Source organism: Mesorhizobium sp. BR1-1-6, assembly GCF_020165355.1.
Lineage (GTDB): Bacteria > Pseudomonadota > Alphaproteobacteria > Rhizobiales > Rhizobiaceae > Mesorhizobium.
Map to the genome: position 1 here is coordinate 456396 of NZ_JAIUHZ010000001.1, position 16759 is coordinate 473154.

Annotated in this window: 13 protein-coding genes; 9 read left to right on the top strand and 4 right to left on the bottom strand. The window is 64.9% G+C overall.

All coding sequences use genetic code 11. The features are described 5' to 3' along the window. Positions 1 to 12: 12 nt before the first annotated feature. The 3 genes from zwf to LB545_RS02270 are packed head-to-tail and all read right to left on the bottom strand — an operon-like array spanning position 13 to position 4888. Entirely contained in the window at positions 13 to 1389 is a 1377-nt protein-coding gene (zwf, locus tag LB545_RS02260; protein ID WP_140492609.1) for a glucose-6-phosphate dehydrogenase, read from the bottom strand. A 22-nt stretch (positions 1390 to 1411) separates the two neighbouring features. Next, complete coding sequence (gnd, locus tag LB545_RS02265; protein ID WP_140492606.1) at positions 1412 to 2428, bottom strand: phosphogluconate dehydrogenase (NAD(+)-dependent, decarboxylating); 1017 nt, start codon at positions 2426 to 2428, stop codon at positions 1412 to 1414. A gap of 42 nt (positions 2429 to 2470) precedes the next feature. After that, complete coding sequence (locus LB545_RS02270) at positions 2471 to 4888, bottom strand: glucan 1,4-alpha-glucosidase (RefSeq protein WP_224704346.1); 2418 nt, start codon at positions 4886 to 4888, stop codon at positions 2471 to 2473. A 208-nt stretch (positions 4889 to 5096) separates the two neighbouring features. Here LB545_RS02270 and LB545_RS02275 point away from each other — a divergent pair, with 208 nt between their 5' ends. The 5 genes from LB545_RS02275 (at position 5097) to LB545_RS02295 (ending at position 11768) form a co-directional block, all read left to right on the top strand. Then, entirely contained in the window at positions 5097 to 6110 is a 1014-nt protein-coding gene (locus LB545_RS02275) for an ABC transporter substrate-binding protein (protein WP_140492600.1), read from the top strand. Between the two features lie 49 nt (positions 6111 to 6159). After that, positions 6160 to 7623, top strand: coding sequence for a sugar ABC transporter ATP-binding protein (locus LB545_RS02280; RefSeq protein ID WP_140580179.1), 1464 nt, complete (start codon positions 6160 to 6162; stop codon positions 7621 to 7623). A 1-nt stretch (position 7624) separates the two neighbouring features. Then, positions 7625 to 8599: an ABC transporter permease gene (locus LB545_RS02285; protein WP_140513969.1), complete on the top strand. Its 975-nt coding sequence runs from the start codon at positions 7625 to 7627 to the stop codon at positions 8597 to 8599. A 3-nt stretch (positions 8600 to 8602) separates the two neighbouring features. Continuing rightward, positions 8603 to 9550: an ABC transporter permease gene (locus LB545_RS02290; RefSeq protein ID WP_224704347.1), complete on the top strand. Its 948-nt coding sequence runs from the start codon at positions 8603 to 8605 to the stop codon at positions 9548 to 9550. Positions 9551 to 9695: 145 nt separating this feature from the next. Further along, positions 9696 to 11768 carry a 3-hydroxyacyl-CoA dehydrogenase NAD-binding domain-containing protein gene (locus LB545_RS02295; protein WP_224704348.1) on the top strand — a complete coding sequence of 691 codons (2073 nt, stop codon included), beginning with the start codon at positions 9696 to 9698 and terminating at the stop codon, positions 11766 to 11768. A gap of 27 nt (positions 11769 to 11795) precedes the next feature. On the opposite strand, the gene LB545_RS02300 is transcribed toward LB545_RS02295, so the two are convergent. Further along, a complete protein-coding gene (locus tag LB545_RS02300) occupies positions 11796 to 12602 on the bottom strand; it encodes a helix-turn-helix transcriptional regulator (protein ID WP_140650136.1) in 807 nt (268 codons plus the stop codon). Between the two features lie 119 nt (positions 12603 to 12721). On the opposite strand from LB545_RS02300, the gene LB545_RS02305 reads away from it, so the two are divergent. The 4 genes from LB545_RS02305 (at position 12722) to LB545_RS02320 (ending at position 16749) form a co-directional block, all read left to right on the top strand. Continuing rightward, positions 12722 to 13858, top strand: coding sequence for an ABC transporter ATP-binding protein (locus LB545_RS02305; protein ID WP_140513973.1), 1137 nt, complete (start codon positions 12722 to 12724; stop codon positions 13856 to 13858). Continuing rightward, positions 13839 to 15002, top strand: a complete 1164-nt coding sequence (locus LB545_RS02310; protein WP_224704349.1) for a PotD/PotF family extracellular solute-binding protein — start codon at positions 13839 to 13841, stop codon at positions 15000 to 15002. The genes LB545_RS02305 and LB545_RS02310 overlap by 20 nt, the downstream gene beginning before the upstream one ends. A 77-nt stretch (positions 15003 to 15079) precedes the next feature. Next, a complete protein-coding gene (locus tag LB545_RS02315; protein ID WP_140685395.1) occupies positions 15080 to 15937 on the top strand; it encodes an ABC transporter permease in 858 nt (285 codons plus the stop codon). After that, positions 15937 to 16749: an ABC transporter permease gene (locus LB545_RS02320; RefSeq protein WP_140673908.1), complete on the top strand. Its 813-nt coding sequence runs from the start codon at positions 15937 to 15939 to the stop codon at positions 16747 to 16749. Before LB545_RS02315 ends, LB545_RS02320 begins: the two co-directional genes overlap by 1 nt. Positions 16750 to 16759 lie beyond the last annotated feature (10 nt).

Genomic DNA, 16759 nt, shown 5'->3' on the forward strand with positions numbered 1-16759 from the left:
CCCTCTCCCAGCCTATTTCGATGGATTGATCCAGCCGTTCGGCGGCCCGAAGCCGTTCATGGCGGCTGCCGGCCCCCAGGTCTTCGGTTCATAAAGATGCGGCGGCGTGGTGTCGCCGAGGACCGGCCCGACGATGCGCCAGGCAAGTTCGCTGGCGTCCTGGCGGGTAAAAAGCTGGCCATTGCCGTTCATGGCATCGCCGATCAGCCGTTCATAGGGCGGCATATCGCCCTTGCTGTCGTCGAGCGCCGTCAGTTCGACCTGTTCGCCGACCATGTCGTCGCCCGCTGCCTTGCGCTGGGCGCCGATCGAGATCGCCACCTGCGGGTCGATGCGGAAGCGCACATAGTTGGCGTCGTTCGGCTTGATCGGGTCGAAGACATCGAGCGGCGGCCGCTTCAGCCGCACGATCACCTCCGTGGCATGCACCGGCATGTTCTTGCCGGCGCGGATGAAGAACGGCACGTCCCGCCAGCGCCAGGTGTCGACGAGGAAGCGCACCGCCGCGAAGGTTTCGACCGGCGAGTTGGGCGCCACGCCGGGCTCGGCGAGATAGCCGTCGAATTGGCCACGCACGATATCGTCCTTGGTCAGGGTGCGGATCGCGCGCAGCACCTGCACCTTCTCGTCGATCAGGTCGTCGGCGGAACGGCCGACCGGCGGTTCCATCGCCAGCAGCAGGAGGATGTTGAGCAGATGGTTCTCGATGACGTCCCTGACGCAGCCGACCTCGTCATAGAAGCGGCCGCGCCCATCGATGCCGAAATCCTCGGCCATGGTGATCTGCACGCTCTCGACGAAATTGCGGTTCCAGATCGGTTCCAGGAAGGAATTGGCGAAGCGGAAATAGAGCAGGTTCTGGATCGCCTCCTTGCCGAGATAGTGATCGATGCGGAAGATCGACTGTTCGTCGAACACCAGATGCAGCACTCGGTTCAGCCAGCGCGCCGATTGCAGGTCATGGCCGAAGGGCTTTTCCACCATCAGCCGCGCGCCGCGCGCCGTGCCCGATTGCTCCAGGCCCTGGACCACCGTCTCGAACATGGTCGGCGGCACCGCCATGTAGTGCAGCGGCCGCTGGGCGGTGCCCAGCGCGCTCTTCAGTTTCTCGAACGTGGCCGGGTCGCGATAGTCGCCGCTGACATAGCGCAGCAGCGAAGCGAGCTTGGCGAACACCTTCTCGTCGATCTTGCCGAGCGTATTGACGATGCCGTCGCGCGCGCGGTCCTGCAATTTCCTCAAATCCCAGGCGTCGAAGGCGACGCCGATCACCGGTTCGGTAAGCGTTCCCTTGGCGACCATGGCATAGAGGGAAGGAAATATCTTCTTGTGGGCGAGGTCGCCGGTCGCCCCGAAGAGCACCAGCGTATCGGACCGTTCCGGGCTCATGAGCGCGTCTCCCCTGCCGCCGTCACTTGCCGGCCTTCGGTTTTTCGACATGGCCGCCGAATGCATAGCGCATGGCCGACAAGAGCTTGTCGGCGAATTCGGATTCGCCTTGCGAGGAGAAGCGGTCGAAGAGGGCCGAGGACAGCACCGGCGCCGGCACGCCGGTGTCGATGGCCGCTTTCAGGGTCCAGCGGCCTTCGCCGGAATCGGACACCCGGCCGCCAAACTGGGTCAGGCCGGGATCGCTCTTCAACGCGCCGGCGGTGAGATCAAGCAGCCACGAGCCGATGACGCTGCCATGCCGCCAGACCTCGGCCACTTCGGCAAGGTCGATGTCAAACTGGTAGTATTCGGGGTTCTGCAACGGGCTGGTCTCGGCATCGGCCTCGCGCTTGACCTTGCCGGCATTGCCGGCCTTGAGAATATTCATGCCTTCGGCATAGGCGGCCATGACGCCATACTCGATGCCGTTATGGACCATCTTGACGAAGTGGCCGGCGCCGCTCGGGCCACAATGCAGATAGCCGAAGGGCGCCGTGCCGGCCGTCTTGTCGGGAGCGGGCGCACCGGCATCCGCGCCGGGCGCCAGCGTGGCGAAGACCGAATCGAGATGCCGGACCGCGTCATCGGGCCCGCCGATCATCAGGCAGTAGCCGCGATCCAGGCCCCAGACGCCGCCGCTGGTGCCGACATCGACATAGTTGAGGCCTTTGGCGGCGAGCTTGGCGGCCCGGTCGACGTCGTCGTGATAGTAGGAATTGCCGCCGTCGATGATGATGTCGCCGGGTTCCATCAGCGCCGCCACCTGATCGACGATCTTGCCGGTGATGGCCGCAGGCAGCATCAGCCACACGCAGCGCGGCTTGGCGAGCTTGCCGACGAATTCCGCCATCGATGCAGCCCCCGAGGCGCCGTCGCCGACCAGGGCCGCGACGCTTGCCGGGTTGATGTCGTAGACGACGCATTCGTGGCCGTCACGCATCAGGCGCCGGACCATGTTGGCGCCCATTCGGCCCAGTCCCATCATTCCGATCTGCATGGTCTCATCCTTGTGTCTTGAAGAGGATCTGTCGGGAAGGATCTACAGTCTGTCCTGTTCACCAATGATGACGGAGAAGTCGACATTCTCCCAATCGCCGCTGCCGGGCCAGAAAAAAGTGAAGATCAGCGTGCTCCCCTCGGGCAGGCCGGCGACCGGCAGATCAGCGAGGTGGATGCCGAAAGCATTCTCGCTGGTCGCGCTGTCATGCACGGCCGCCCAATTGTCGACGCTCCAATGGACGGTCGCCTTCGCCAAAAGCTCGAGGCGCATTGTCTTGCCGGCCGGCATGGAACGGATTTTGTTGTTGAAGCGCCATGTCCTGAACATCGAGACGATCTTTTTGTCGATGTAGCGTTCGACGCCTTGCGGCGGCATGTCGAACACCACGCCGTCGCGCAACGAGCGCAACAGCTTGATGTGCTCGGAATGCGCCCAGACCAGTGGCATGGCGCTGCCCGAGGGCTTGCCATGCAGCAGTTCGCGGTCGGGCAGGTCGGCACCGTCCCAGACCTGCTCCGGCAACAGGCCGCCCGGCCCGGCCGAGCCCTCCATTGCCGCAAGCAGCAAGGTCGCCTTGTCCTTGCGCCCAGCCGCCAACTCGTAATGGGCCCGTTCGCCGGCGAGCAGCGGCCAGGGGCGGCCTCGGCCGGTGCCGTCGAATGGCGCGCCGTCCTCGTGCTCGCCATAGCCGTCGCCGGTGTAGCGATACCAGAGCGGCCCCTGTGGCAGTTGGCGGCGCAGCTGCGCGTCGATGACCTTGACCGTGCCGACGATGCGCGGATCGTCGGCTGCCCTGAGGCCAAAGCGCACCAGCGCCAAGGCGTCCGGGCTGACGATTTCCTGCGCCGGCCGGTCGGCCTCGCCGGGCGGGCAGTTCTTGATCGGCACATAGCCGTCCTTCGGCGAACCGGCCTCGGCGCTGTCGGGCGGTGCGATGCGGACATAGTAACCCGCGACGCCGGCCGCCTCGCAACTTGCCGTGCCGGTGACATAGGTCCAGCGCTCGACCTGGTCATTCCAGCCGTCGGCGGTCTCGCGCAGATAGCTTGCTGCGTCCTGCTTGCCGCAGGCCTCCAGCATATCCGCGGCGGCAAGCAGCGCCGCGATCTCAACGGCGAGCGTGAACGGGCTGTAACCGGCGTCCTCTTCCCAGCGGTCCTCGCCGGTGACGGGTCCATTGCGCACGACATAGGCTGCGGCGCGCTCGATCATCGGCAGGAAGCCAGAGAGCATGGCGCGCGGCAAATGGCCCTGGCGCCGCAGCGCATCCGCCAGCAGCAGCGGAAAGGCGCATTCATCCATCTGGATGCCCGGCCAATAAGCTGTCCCATCGAGCCAGGCGTTCTGCGGCCAGTGGCCATCCGGCTGCTGGACGGAGCAGAGATAGTCGAGGGTTTGCAGGGCCGAAGCGGCATCGCCGGCGGCGAGAAAGCCGCCCGCCGTCTCGACCAGATCGCGCGGCCAGACCAGATGGTAACCGCCGAGATCGTCGTCGCCCTTGTCGAAGCCCCATGGGATAGACAGGCTGGCGACCGCCGCGCCCGGCATGAGCGATGACCGGTGCGTCGCCAGGACGGCGGTGGAGATCCTGTAGCTGTTCACTCCGGACGCGCCACGGCGGTCCAGCCGCAGCAGGCCAGCCTGCCATTCGCGCCATTGTTCGGCGTAGGACGTCGCCGCCGCCGCGAAACCCTGCCTGAGGCTGGCGAAGGCATTTCGAGCGGCCTCCTCGGACGTCGCCCCGAAGCCCAGCGCCAGCACGGCTTTGGAATTGTTGGCGGAAAACCCGATTTCGCCGGTCAGCGCGACATTGCCGTCCTCGGCTCCCTGAAAGGCTGGATCGAGCCGACCGGTGTTGCGCAGTTGCTGCCAGCCGTCGGAGACGCCGACATAGCCGGCCGAGCCGTTCCGCCAGGGCAGCGATGAGGCCAGCGCAAGGCAAGTGCCGCGGCCCGAGGCGAACAGCACAGGCTCTCCCTCATGGTCGCCGACCCAGGCGGTGTTGCCCATGCCGGCATTGACCAGATGCGGCGCCAGCAAGGCGTGGACGCGGTAGTCGCCCGGCGCGCCCTTGAGCGGCGTGAAGGTGATCTCCTGCAGCAAGGTGGGTCGTGCAGGGTCGGCCAGGATACGCTTCTCGATCCGGTAGGCGCCGTCATCAGCGGTGTTGACCAGCCTGTAGGCTGGCACGCCTTCTTCGAACGGTTCGATGCCATGCGCGGCATCACGTTTTTCTTCCGAGAAATATCCGTTCGGGCCGGTGACAATCAGGCCGAGGTCGCGGGTGCAGGCACTGTCGACACCGGGATAGTAGATCTCGTTCAGGATGCCATGGCTGACCGTGAACCAGACGCGGCTCGACGGCGAAAGCGCCGCGCCGACGCCGCTTTTGGCGCTTGACGTCCAGCGCGCCGGAATTCCCGGAGCCCCCGGGGGAACGATCGGCGTCACTGCCATGCGTCTGCGGCCTCCTGCCCGCATGCCTAGCCCATCCACCGAAGCCTTTTCAATCGTCGCACCGCAATGTGATCAGCGGCATCTTATGGATTGCAGTTGACAGCTCGCCGGCCTTCTGCACTTTTGTCTGACAATAGATAAAAAACAGGTACGCAAGCGCTATAGTCACCAGCAGCCATCAAGACCAGCAACTCGGGAGGAGTATGACATGAAGAAACTGTTCGTCCTGGGCACCCTTGCAGCGGTGCTCGCAGCCGGTACGGCGTTTGCCGACACCAGCGGCAAGAAGATCGCTTTCTCCAACAATTACGCCGGCAATTCGTGGCGGCAGGCGATGCTCGACAGCTACAACGCCGTCACCAAGAAGGCGGTGGCCGACAAGGTGGTCGGGGCCGCCGATGTCTTCACGACGGCCGACAAGGAAGTGCCGACCCAGGCAGCCCAGGTGCAAAACCTGATTCTACAGGGCTATGACGCCATCGTCATCAACGCCGCCTCGCCCGACGCGCTGAACGGTGCCATCAAGCAGGCCTGCGACGCCGGCATCGTGGTCGTTTCCTTCGACGGCATCGTCACCGAACCCTGCGCCTACCGCGTCGTCGTCGACTATAAGGACATGGGCAAGCAGGAAGTCGAGCATATGGCCAAGTTCCAGCCCAAGGGCGGCAACCTGCTCGAGATCCGTGGCCTCGCCGGCACCTCGATCGACGACGCCATCCATGCCGGCATCCTCGAAGGCGTGGCCGCCCATCCCGAGTTCAAGATCGTCGGCTCGGTGACCGGCGACTGGGACCAGACGACGGCGCAGAAGGCGGTGGCGACCATCCTGCCCTCGCTGCCCGAAATCGTCGGCATCGTCGACCAGGGCGGTGACGGCTATGGCGCCGCGCAAGCCTTCGCCGCCGCCGGCAAGCCGCGCCCGACCATCATCATGGGCAACCGCCAGGACGAGCTGAAATGGTGGAAGGAACAGAAGGAAAAGGACGGCTACCAGACCTGGTCGGCCTCGATCGCGCCCGGTGTCTCGACGCTCGCCTTCTGGGTGGCGCAGCAAGTGCTCGACGGCCGCAAGGACATTCCCCACGACCTGCTGGTGCCGTATCTCGCCTTCACTCAGGACGATTTCGAGGCCGCTCTGCCGAAGATCAAGGAGGGCGGTGTCGCCACGCACGAATACACACAGGAAGATGCCATCGCGGCCATCAAAGCCAATATCAAGTGAATGTCGCACACGCGTTGCCGTGCACATCGCCGACCGGATATCGTTGAGCATGCCTGAAGGGAACGCGGACATCATCAGACTGAGCGGCGCCGAAAAACACTTCGGCGCCGTTCGCGCGCTTGGCGGCGTCGACTTCACTGTCGGGCCCGGCGAGTGCGTCGGCCTCGTCGGCCACAACGGCGCCGGCAAATCGACGCTCATGCACATGGTGGCGGGCACGCTGACACCCGACAGCGGAACGATCGGCGTGCATGGTGAGGCCGAGGAGAACTACTCGGTGTCGCGGGCACAGCAGCTCGGCATACGCTGCGTGTTCCAGGAATTGTCGCTGTGCCCCAATCTCAGCGTCGCCGAGAACACGCGCATCAACCACGCCTCGCTCACCGGCTTCGGCTGGCGGCGCAAGGCGGCCGAGCTGATCACGGCCAAGCTGGACGAAATCTTTCCCGACCATGGCATTTCGGCGGCCGACATCGCCGGTGACCTTTCAATCGGACGGCGACAGATGGTGGAGGTGGCGCGCGCGTTCACGCTGACCCGCGAGCCGCTCCACCTGGTCATCCTCGACGAGCCGACGTCCTCGCTCGACGCGCACACGGCGGGTCAGCTGCTTGCCTTCGTGCGCCGCTTCGTCGCGTCGGGCGGCAGCTGCATTCTCATCTCGCATGTGCTGGGCGAAGTGCTGCAGAACGCCGATCGCATCGTCGTGATGCGCGACGGCAAGGTTGTCGGCGCCGACGCGGCGAACGCTTTCGACCGCGATAGGCTGGTCGCCACCATGGGCGGCGCCGAAGGACATCGGAGGACCGCCACCGAAATCCGGAAAGCCGAGGCCGGCCCGTTGCGCGTGCGCGCCCGGCCGGCGCGGCAGCAGGACGGCAAGGAGCTGGTGGCCCGCGCCGGCGAGATCATCGGACTTGCCGGCCTGGCCGGCCATGGCCAGACCGACCTGCTGCTGGCGATCTTCGCCGCGGCATCGCGCGCCAGGGCCGGCGTCGAGGTCACCGCACCGGTGGCGCTTGTGGCCGGCGACCGCCAGGCGGACGGCATCTTTCCGCAGTGGTCGATCGCTGAAAATATCGGCATCCGCTCGCTGGCTCGGCTGCGCAACGGGCTGCTGATCTCGCCGCGGCGAGAGGCCGAACTGGCCGGGTTCTGGCAAAAGAAGATCGGCATCCGCACGCCGGATATGAACAACAACATCTTTTCGCTGTCGGGCGGCAACCAGCAGAAGGCTTTGTTCGCCCGGGCTCTCGGCTCCGACGCCGGGATCGTGCTGATGGACGACCCGATGCGCGGCGTCGACATCGGCACCAAGCTCGAGGTTTACGATCTCGTGCGCGAGGAGGCCGGCAAGGGCCGCACCTTCCTCTGGTACACCACGGAAACGGAAGAACTCGACAATTGCGACCATGTCTATGTCTTCAAGAACGGCCGCATCGTCGCCAATCTGACGCGCGACGAGCTGACGGAAGAAAAGATCATCCAGTCCTCCTTCGGCGACGCGGCCTGAGATGACGGCCGTCTCTGTTCAACACGGTTCGAAGACCTTTGGGAGCGGGGCGGCACGCGCCCGCCTACTGCGTGGGCTGCTGCCGGCGCTGTCGCTGGTGCTGGTGCTGCTCGCCATCGCCTGGCTCAATCCGCGCGCCATCAGCTATTTCGGCTTCGGCCTGATGCTCAACCTGGCGATCCCGATCGCGCTGGCGACGATCGCGCAGATGTTCGTCATATCGGGCAACGAGCTCGACCTGTCGATCGGCACCTTTGTCGGTTTCGTCGGCTGCGTCACCGCGACCTGGTTGAAGGACGCACCGCTCATTGGGGTTCTCGTCCTGCTCGGATCGATCGGCATCTATGCGCTGCTCGGCGCGCTGATCCATCTGCGCAATTTGCCATCGATCGTGGTGACGCTGGGCATGAGTTTCGTCTGGCAGGGGCTGGCCATCCTGGTGCTGCCCAAGCCGGGCGGCAAGGCGCCGGACTGGCTGCTGGCGATCATGGCGTTCAAGCCGCCCTTTGTGCCCTTCCCGATCATCGCCGCGCTGCTGATTGGCCTCATCGTCCATTTCGGCCTGATGCGCACCTCCTATGGCGTCATCCTACGCGGCTCCGGCGGCAACCCGGCTGCGCTCAAACGTGCCGGCTGGTCGCTGCTCAAGACCAAGGTCGTGTTGTTCGCGCTGACGGGTCTGTTCGGCGTGCTGTCCGGCATGGCGCTGATCGGCATCACCACTTCGGCCGATGCCAATATCGGCAATGGCTACACGCTGCTTTCGATCGCCGGCGTCATCCTCGGCGGCGGCGAATTCGTCGGCGGCCGCGTGTCGCCGATCGGCGCGGTGATCGGCGCGCTGACGCTGGCGCTGGCGGCATCGCCGCTGCTCACCTTCATGCACATCCCGCCCGACTGGCAGGTGGCGGCCAACGGCGCCATCCTCATCATCGTGCTGGCGGCGCGGGTGCTGATCAGCCGCAAGGAGAGGTGAGCGATGATATTGCTGAGGTCGCTGACCGCCAAGCCCTGGATCTGGTCGTTCGTCGGCGCGCTTGTGGTGTGGCTGGCGACCATCGCTTTCACCGGCGGCTATGGCGCCGGCGGCATGGTCACCGCCGCGCTGTCGCTGGCCGTGTTCACCGTCATCGTCGGCGTCGGCCAGATGTTCGTCATCACGCTTGGGCCGGGCAATGTCGACCTGTCGCTGCCGGCCAATATCGGGCTCGCCAGCGCGGTGGCCATGAAGGTGATGGGCGGCAGCGATGCCATGATCGTGGTCGGGCTGCTGGCCGCGCTTGCCTGTGGTGCCGCGATCGGTGCCGTCAACTATCTGCTGATCTGGGCGCTGCGAATACCGCCGATCATCGCCACTTTGTCGGCGAGCTTCATCATCCAGTCGGTCGACATCAGCTATGGGCGCGGATTGCAGATCAAGCCGCCGCCGGGCTTTGCCGATTTCGCCAACCGGCAGGTTCTCGGCATTCCGGTGCTGGCGGTTCTCACCGTGCTGTTTACCATCGGTGCGGCCATCGCCTTGCAGCGCATGATCTATGGCCGCTCGGTGCTGGCGATAGGCCAGAACATCCGCGCCGCCTGGCTCGCCGGCGTCAATGTCGGCCGCGTCCGTTTCCTCACCTACACGCTGTCGGGCGCGCTCGGCGGCATCGACGGCGCGCTGCTCGCCGGTTATTTCCGCGGCGCCAATGTCGATATCGGCAACGAGTATTTGCTGGCTTCGATCGCCGTGGTGGTCATCGGCGGCACCTCGGTGGCCGGCGGCAAGGCCAATGTCCCCGGCGTCTGGGGCGCGGCGCTGTTCCTGGTGCTGCTTTTGACCATGCTCAACACATTCGGCGTCAGCGCCGGCGTGCGCCTGCTCTTGACCGGGCTGATCATCGTCGGCGTCATCACGGCGGCCGGCGGGGAGAAGGCGGTGCGGTGATATTCGCCTCACTTCAACCGCAACTCGCCAGCGTGCCGCCCTACAGCCTGTCCTGACAAGTCTTGTGCCAGTGCGACACGCGGTTCCCATTCGCGGCGCGGCCTAGTAAACCCTCCCGATCGCAGCCGGTCTCGGGAGGTTCAGCTTGTCCAATTTTGTCAGCGTCGCCAGGGACAACGACGTCGCCATCATCACCATCGACAACCCGCCGGTCAACGCGCTGAGCTTTCATGTCCGCGAACCACTGATGCAGGCGCTGGTTGCCTTGCGTGACGACGCATCCGTCGCGGTCATCGTCGTCGCATGCGCGGGCCGGACCTTCGTCGCCGGCGCCGACATCACCGAATTCGGCAAGCCCGTGCAGCAGCCCGAGCTGCGTGCCATCATTGGGACGCTGGAAACCATCGCCAAACCTACGGTCGCCGCCATCCACGGCACCGCGCTGGGCGGCGGGCTGGAGCTGGCGCTCGGCTGTCACTTCCGCGTTGCCGATGCCGACGCCAGGCTCGGCCTGCCCGAGGTGAAGCTTGGACTGCTGCCGGGCGGCGGCGGCACGGTGCGGCTGCCGCGCCTCGTCGGCGCGATCAAAGCGCTCAGGATGATCGTTTCCGGTGCGCTGGTCGGTGCTGATGAGGCGCATGAAGCCGGACTGGTCGATGCTGTGTTCGAGAGTAACGTGATCACGCATGCCGTGAACTTCGGCAGGGAGATCGCCCGCAAGGGCGGGCCGTTCACGCCGGTGCGCGATCGCGATGACGAGATCAAGAAAACCGAGCTGGCCGCTTTCGATGCCGAGGCGGCGGATCTCGCCAGGAAGGCGCGCGGCCTCGACGCACCGATCGCTTGCGCGCAAGCGGTGCGCAACACCGTCACGATGTCGTTCGAGGAAGCTCTGGCTGCCGAACGCGCGCTGTTCATGAAGCTGGTTGCCGGCGATCAGTCGCGGGCGCAGCGGCATCTGTTCTTCGCCGAGCGTGAAGCCGCAAAGATCCCGGGCAAGGACCTTGTCCGGTGCAGGATCGCCCGCGTCGGCGTCGTCGGCGCCGGCACGATGGGCGGCGGCATCGCCATGGCCTTCGCCAATGGCGGTTTTCCAGTCACCTTATTGGAGACCAGCGAGGAAGCCTTGCAGCGCGGGCTCGGCATGATCGACAAGAATTATGCCGTCTCCGTTTCGCGCGGCTCCTTGACCGAAGATGCCAGGCGCCAACGCCTCGCTCAATTCAAGGGCTCTACCGACTATTCCGACCTCGCCGATTGTGACCTGATCATCGAGGCGGTGTTCGAGGACATGGCGGTCAAGAAGGAGGTGTTCGGCAAGCTCAACGCCGCGGCCAAGCCGGGCGCCATCCTTGCCACCAACACCTCTTATCTCGATATCGACGAAATCGCCGCCTCGATCTCGCGCCCGCAGGACGTGCTCGGCCTGCACTTCTTCTCGCCGGCCAATGTCATGAAGCTGCTGGAAATCGTGCGGGCCGACAAGACCGCGCCGGACGCGCTGGCGACAGTTGTCGACATGGCGCGCAAGATCGGCAAGGTGGCCGTCGTCGTCGGCGTCTGCCATGGGTTCGTCGGCAACCGCATGCTGGCCGCGCGCGGCTCCGAATCGGAAGCCTTGCTGCTGGAAGGCGCGACGCCCAGCCAGATCGATAACGCCTTCACCGATTTCGGCTGGCCGATGGGGCCGTTCCAGATGGGCGATCTCGCCGGCCTCGACATTGGCTGGCGCAACCGCAAGGCGCGAGGCCAGACGGCCGTGATCGCCGACATGTTGTGCGAACAGGGGCGTTTCGGCCAGAAAACCGGCCGTGGGTTCTATCTCTACGAGAACGGGTCACGTATGCCGGTCCGGGACCCGCAGGTCGAGGCGCTGATCCGCAGTAAGGCAGCCGAGAAGGGCATCGCGCCGCGCGAAATCAGCGCGGAAGAAATCATCGAGCGCACGCACTACCCACTGATCAATGAAGGAGCGAAAATCCTCGAAGAAGGGATAGCCGCCCGCGCCTCCGACATCGATGTCATCTGGGTCAACGGCTATGGCTTTCCCATCGGCAAGGGCGGTCCGATGTTCTGGGCCGGCCTCGAAGGCGCGCCCAGGATCGTCGAGCGGCTCGAATATTGGCACCAGCGGACGGGCAAGGATGTTTTCAAGCCGGCGCGGCTGCTGAAACGGATGGCCGAGACCGGCTCCTGGGAGGCTGGCGCAAGACCTTGATCGAAAGGTGGTCGAAGGCCGTTGGACTTATCTTATCCGCGCGTCGATGATTTCGACAAAGCGGGCAAAAAGGCCGGCCTGCGACTTGATCTTGAGCTTGCGATAGATGTTGCGGCGATGGACCTTCACCGTCCCCGGCACGATGCGCATGGCCCGGGCGATTGATTCGGTGGAATGCCCTTGCAGCACTAGATCGACGACATGCTTTTCGCGCGGCGTCAGGGACAGGCTCTTCCAGATATGGGCGCGATCGAACTCGTTGACCGCCGCCAATGCATCGTCTTGCCTGGCCTCGGCCGGCTCGTCGGCGGGAAGGGCGGGCCAGCGCAATCGGGCGAAGGCGACCACCGCCGGCGCCATGTCGCGCAACAGTCTGGCGTCGGCGGTCCCGAACGGACCTGAAGCGCGCAGCCGCATCAGCGACATCACCAGCGCATCCTTGCCCGGCAGCGGCACGAAGAAGCCGACCTCCTCGGCCAGCCTGGTCTGGCTGTAGTAGGAGCGAAAATATTCGCTGGCGTAGAAGCGGTCGGGCGCCAGCTCGCGCATGCGCCAGAACCCTTCCTTGCGCTCGACCGCCGCGTGGTGGAACGGATCCAGCAGGTATGGGCCTTCCTGGTAAAGCGCAACGAAGACATGGCTCTCGGCCGACGAGAAGGTCTCGAACAGCAGCGGCGGGCGTGCAGCGCCACGATAGCCGAAGACCACGCAGTGGTCGAAGCCGACATGCTGCCGCAGCCAAGCGACCATCGCCTTGCCGAAGACGTCGCCGCTCGTCTCCCGCGTCGCCGCGACCAGCGTGGCGAGCTGGCTGTAGTCGTCGCTGCGGGACATCCAATACCCCCTCAAACAAGAAAATAGGTCAGATATACCACCTGCGAGGTATATACTAGCTGCCATTGGCTCTGGTAGCGTCTTGAAATCGCATCGTCCTGCCGCTGGAGCCCGCAGCCTTGACCGCAGTGCCCGACATCGAGTTTCGCGGCGTCACCAAGCGCTATGGCGCGGTGACCGCGGTCAGCGGCATCGATCTGGCCGTGCCGCCCTCCGCCTTCGTCGCCCTGCTCGGACCATCGGGCTGCGGCAAGACGACCTGCCTGCGCATGATCGGCGGCTTCGAACAGCCGAGCGAGGGCAAGGTGCTCATCCGCGGCCAGGACATGGCCGACACGCCGCCCTACAGGCGGCCTGTCAACATGGTGTTCCAGCAATATGCACTGTTCCCGCATCTGGACGTGAACGACAATGTCGCCTACGGGTTGCGCCAGGCACGACCGCGGCTGTCGTCGCGCGAGATCGGCCTGCGGGCAGGCAAAGCGCTGGAAATGGTGCGGCTCGCCGGTTATGGCGGCCGCAAGGTCCACGAACTGTCCGGCGGCCAGCAGCAGCGTGTCGCTCTCGCCCGCGCGCTGGTCAACAAACCGGCGGTGCTGCTGCTCGACGAGCCGCTGGCGGCGCTCGACAAGAAGCTGCGCACCGACATGCAGATCGAATTGCAGAACCTGCAACGCGAGATCGGCATCACCTTCGTGCTGGTGACCCACGACCAGGAGGAAGCGCTGTCGATGAGCGATTTCGTCTGCGTCATGAATGGCGGCCGCATCGTTCAGCTTGGGCAGCCGAGCGAGATTTATGACGAACCGGCCGACCTGTTCGTCGCCGATTTCGTCGGCAAGACCAATCTCTTGAGCGGCGCCGTCGCAGGGCATTCGGGCGATCTGGTGGATGTGAAGCTGGCCGATGGCACCGTCATCGCGGCGCGCAAGCGGGTGGATTTGCGGCAGGGCGAAACCGTTTCGGTCAGCCTGCGTCCTGAATCGCTCAGTCTCGGTGGCCCGACTAGCGGCCCGCTCAAGGGCATCGTCCGCAACCGGATCTTTCTGGGCTCCACGGCGGAATACGCAGTCGAGGTCCAGGGCATCGGAACGCTGCTGGCCAAGGCCGACCACATGATCGGCCAGGGCAATCTCTTCAAGCCGGGTGAACCCGTCGCCATCGGCTTTGCCGCCGGAACGCCGTTGGCGTTCGCGGATCCAAAGAACAACGGGACCAACCAGAGGGTAGAAAAACATGTCGAAATCATATCGTGACGGACTGCCGATAAGCCCCGAGAATTTCGTCGACCAGCTAATGCGCCTCAAGCGCGGCTCGATCGGCCGCCGCGACTTCCTTGGCCTCACCGGCCTCGGCATCGCGACGGCGGTGATGGCGCGCGAGATCGGCATCATGCCGACGCCGGCCTTTGCCGCCGAGAACCTCGGCGACCGCATGTCGATTGCCACCTGGCCCAACTATCACGACCCGCAGACCTTCGAGAATTTCAAGAAGGACACAGGCGTGGCCGTCGAGGTCAACGTGTTCGGCTCGAATGAGGAGATGCTGGCCAAATTGCAGGCCGGGGCGTCGGGCTGGAGCCTGTTCGTGCCGACCAATTACACCATCTCGACCTACAAGAAGCTCGGCATCATCGAGCCGTTGGACATGGCTAAGCTGCCGAATTTCGACGGCACGCAGGAAGACCCGCGCTTCACCTCGGAAAGCACGATCGACGGCACGATCTACGCCGTGCCGAAGAATTGGGGCACGACAGGATTTGCCGTCAACACCAAGAAGCTGACCAAGCCGATGACGAGCTGGAAGGAATTCTGGGACACCGCCATGACCGAGGGCGACGGCCGCACTATGGTGCACGACTATCAGCTGACCACCATCGGCAATGCGCTGAAATATTACGGCTACTCCTTCAACTCGCTGAAGCAGGACGAACTCGCCAAGGCCGAGGAATTGCTGCTCAAGGTCAAGCCGCATCTGTTCGCGGTGTCTTCCGACTACCAGCCTGGCATGCGCGCGGGCGATGCCTGGATGACAATGTGCTGGACCAATGACGGCGCGCAGCTTCATCGCGACATTCCGGAGATCGCCTATGTGCTGGGCAAGGAAGGCGGCGAGATCTGGACCGACTTCTACGCCATTCCGAAGGACGCGCCGAACAAGCCGGCCGGTTATGCCCTGCTCAACTACTTGATGAACCCGCAGGTCGCGGTCAAGGAACACCTCGCCAACGGCGCGCCTTCCACCGACGCCCGCGTCAACAAGCTGCTGCCCAAAGAAGTGCTGGACAATCCGATCCTCTATCCGGCCGCCGACCTGTTGACGCCGCTGGAGTTCGGCGCGGCGGCAACGCTGACCGATCCGGGCCGCGCCGAGCTGATGGCGCGCTTCAAGTCGGCTTGAGCCAGGCGGGCAACAAATCCCATTCGAGACAACTTGACCGGCGGGCCCAGACCCGCCGGCACCGGGGCAATCCTTCGATGCGCGGCATTCGCAAAAATCTGCTGACGGCCATGCTGCTCGGGCCGGCGGCCGCCTGGCTCGTCGTGTTCCTGGTGCTGCCGTTCATGGCCATCGCCGTCTTCAGCGTCGGCGAGCGGGCGCCGGAGGGCGGCTATCAGGCGGCCTTCACGCTGGCGCAATATGCCAATCTTCCGGCGCGGGCGACCGCGTTCTGGAACACGATGGTGCTGGCTCCGGTGGGCGCGCTCGCCTGTCTGCTCGTCGCCTATCCCGTCGCCTATTACCTCGCCCTGCGGGCGCCGCAGCGCTGGCGGCTGATCCTGCTCGCGCTGGTCGTCATACCGTTCTGGACCAGCCTTTTGATGCGGACCTATGCCTGGATGTACATTTTGGGCGGACGCGGCATCCCGGCGCTGCTCGCCTTTGTCGGGATCGAGGATGTCAGGCTCATCAACACGCCGGGCGCCGTCCTGCTCGGCATCGTCTATGGCTATCTGCCGCTGATGATCCTGCCGATCTATGTCAGCCTCGAGCGGCTCGATCGCCGCCTGCTGGAGGCCTCCGCCGATCTCGGCGCGACGCCGCTCTCCACTTTCCTGGGCGTGACCTTGAAACTGTCGCTGCCCGGCGTGATGACCGGCTTCTCGCTGGTGATGATCCTGCTGCTTGGCGAGTACCTGATTCCGACGCTGCTTGGCGGGGGCAAGGTGTTCTTCATCGGCAATGCGCTGGTCGACCTGTTCCTGCAGTCGCGCAACTGGCCGTTCGGATCGGCCATCGCGATCACGCTGGTGCTGGTTTCGGTTGTGGTGCTGATTTCCGCCAACCGCATCTCGACCCGCGTCTCGGGCGCCCGCCGGGTGGATCTGATCTGATGCGCGCCTTCGTCATTGCCGTCTTCGCCTTCCTCTACCTGCCGATCGCGCTGGTCGTGCTGTTTTCCTTCAACGCCGGTCACCACGCCAGCGAGTTCACCGGTTTTTCGGTGCAATGGTACGGCAAGGCGCTGGCGAACCCATTCCTGGTCGAGGCGCTGAAGAACAGCCTGTTCATCGCCACCACCAGCGCCTTGCTGGCGGCGGTGTTCGGCACGGCGGCCGCGCTCGGCCTGGCACGCGTCGGGGTGCGGACCCGCGCTGTCTTCGACGCCTTGCTTGGAGCCGCAATCGTCGTTCCCGGCGTCGTCATCGGCATTTCGACACTGGTCGCACTCGTCCAGCTGTTCGCCGTCATCAACCCGTTCCTCGCCTCGATCTGGCCGGACGATCAGCCGCCGCGCCTGTCGCTCGGCTATGGTTCGATCATCGCCGCGCACGGCCTGTTTTCGATGGCGCTGGTGACGATGATCGTCGGCACGCGGCTGGGCAGCCTTGATCGCAACTTGGTCGAGGCATCCAGCGATCTCTACGCCACGCCGCTGACGACGTTCCGCTCGATCGTCCTGCCGCAGATCATGCCGGCGGTGGTCGCCGGCTTCCTGCTCGCCTTCACCTTCTCCTTCGACGATTTCATCGTCGCCTTCTTCGTCGCCGGCGCGCAGACGACGCTGCCAATCTATGTCTTTGCGTCGATCCGGCGCGGGGTGACGCCGGAGATCAATGCCATCGCGACGATCGTGCTCGTCGCGTCCGTCCTGCTCGTGGTGCTTGCCCAATGGCAGCTGCGCCAGCGCAAGCTGTCAAACTGAAGGTCGCATC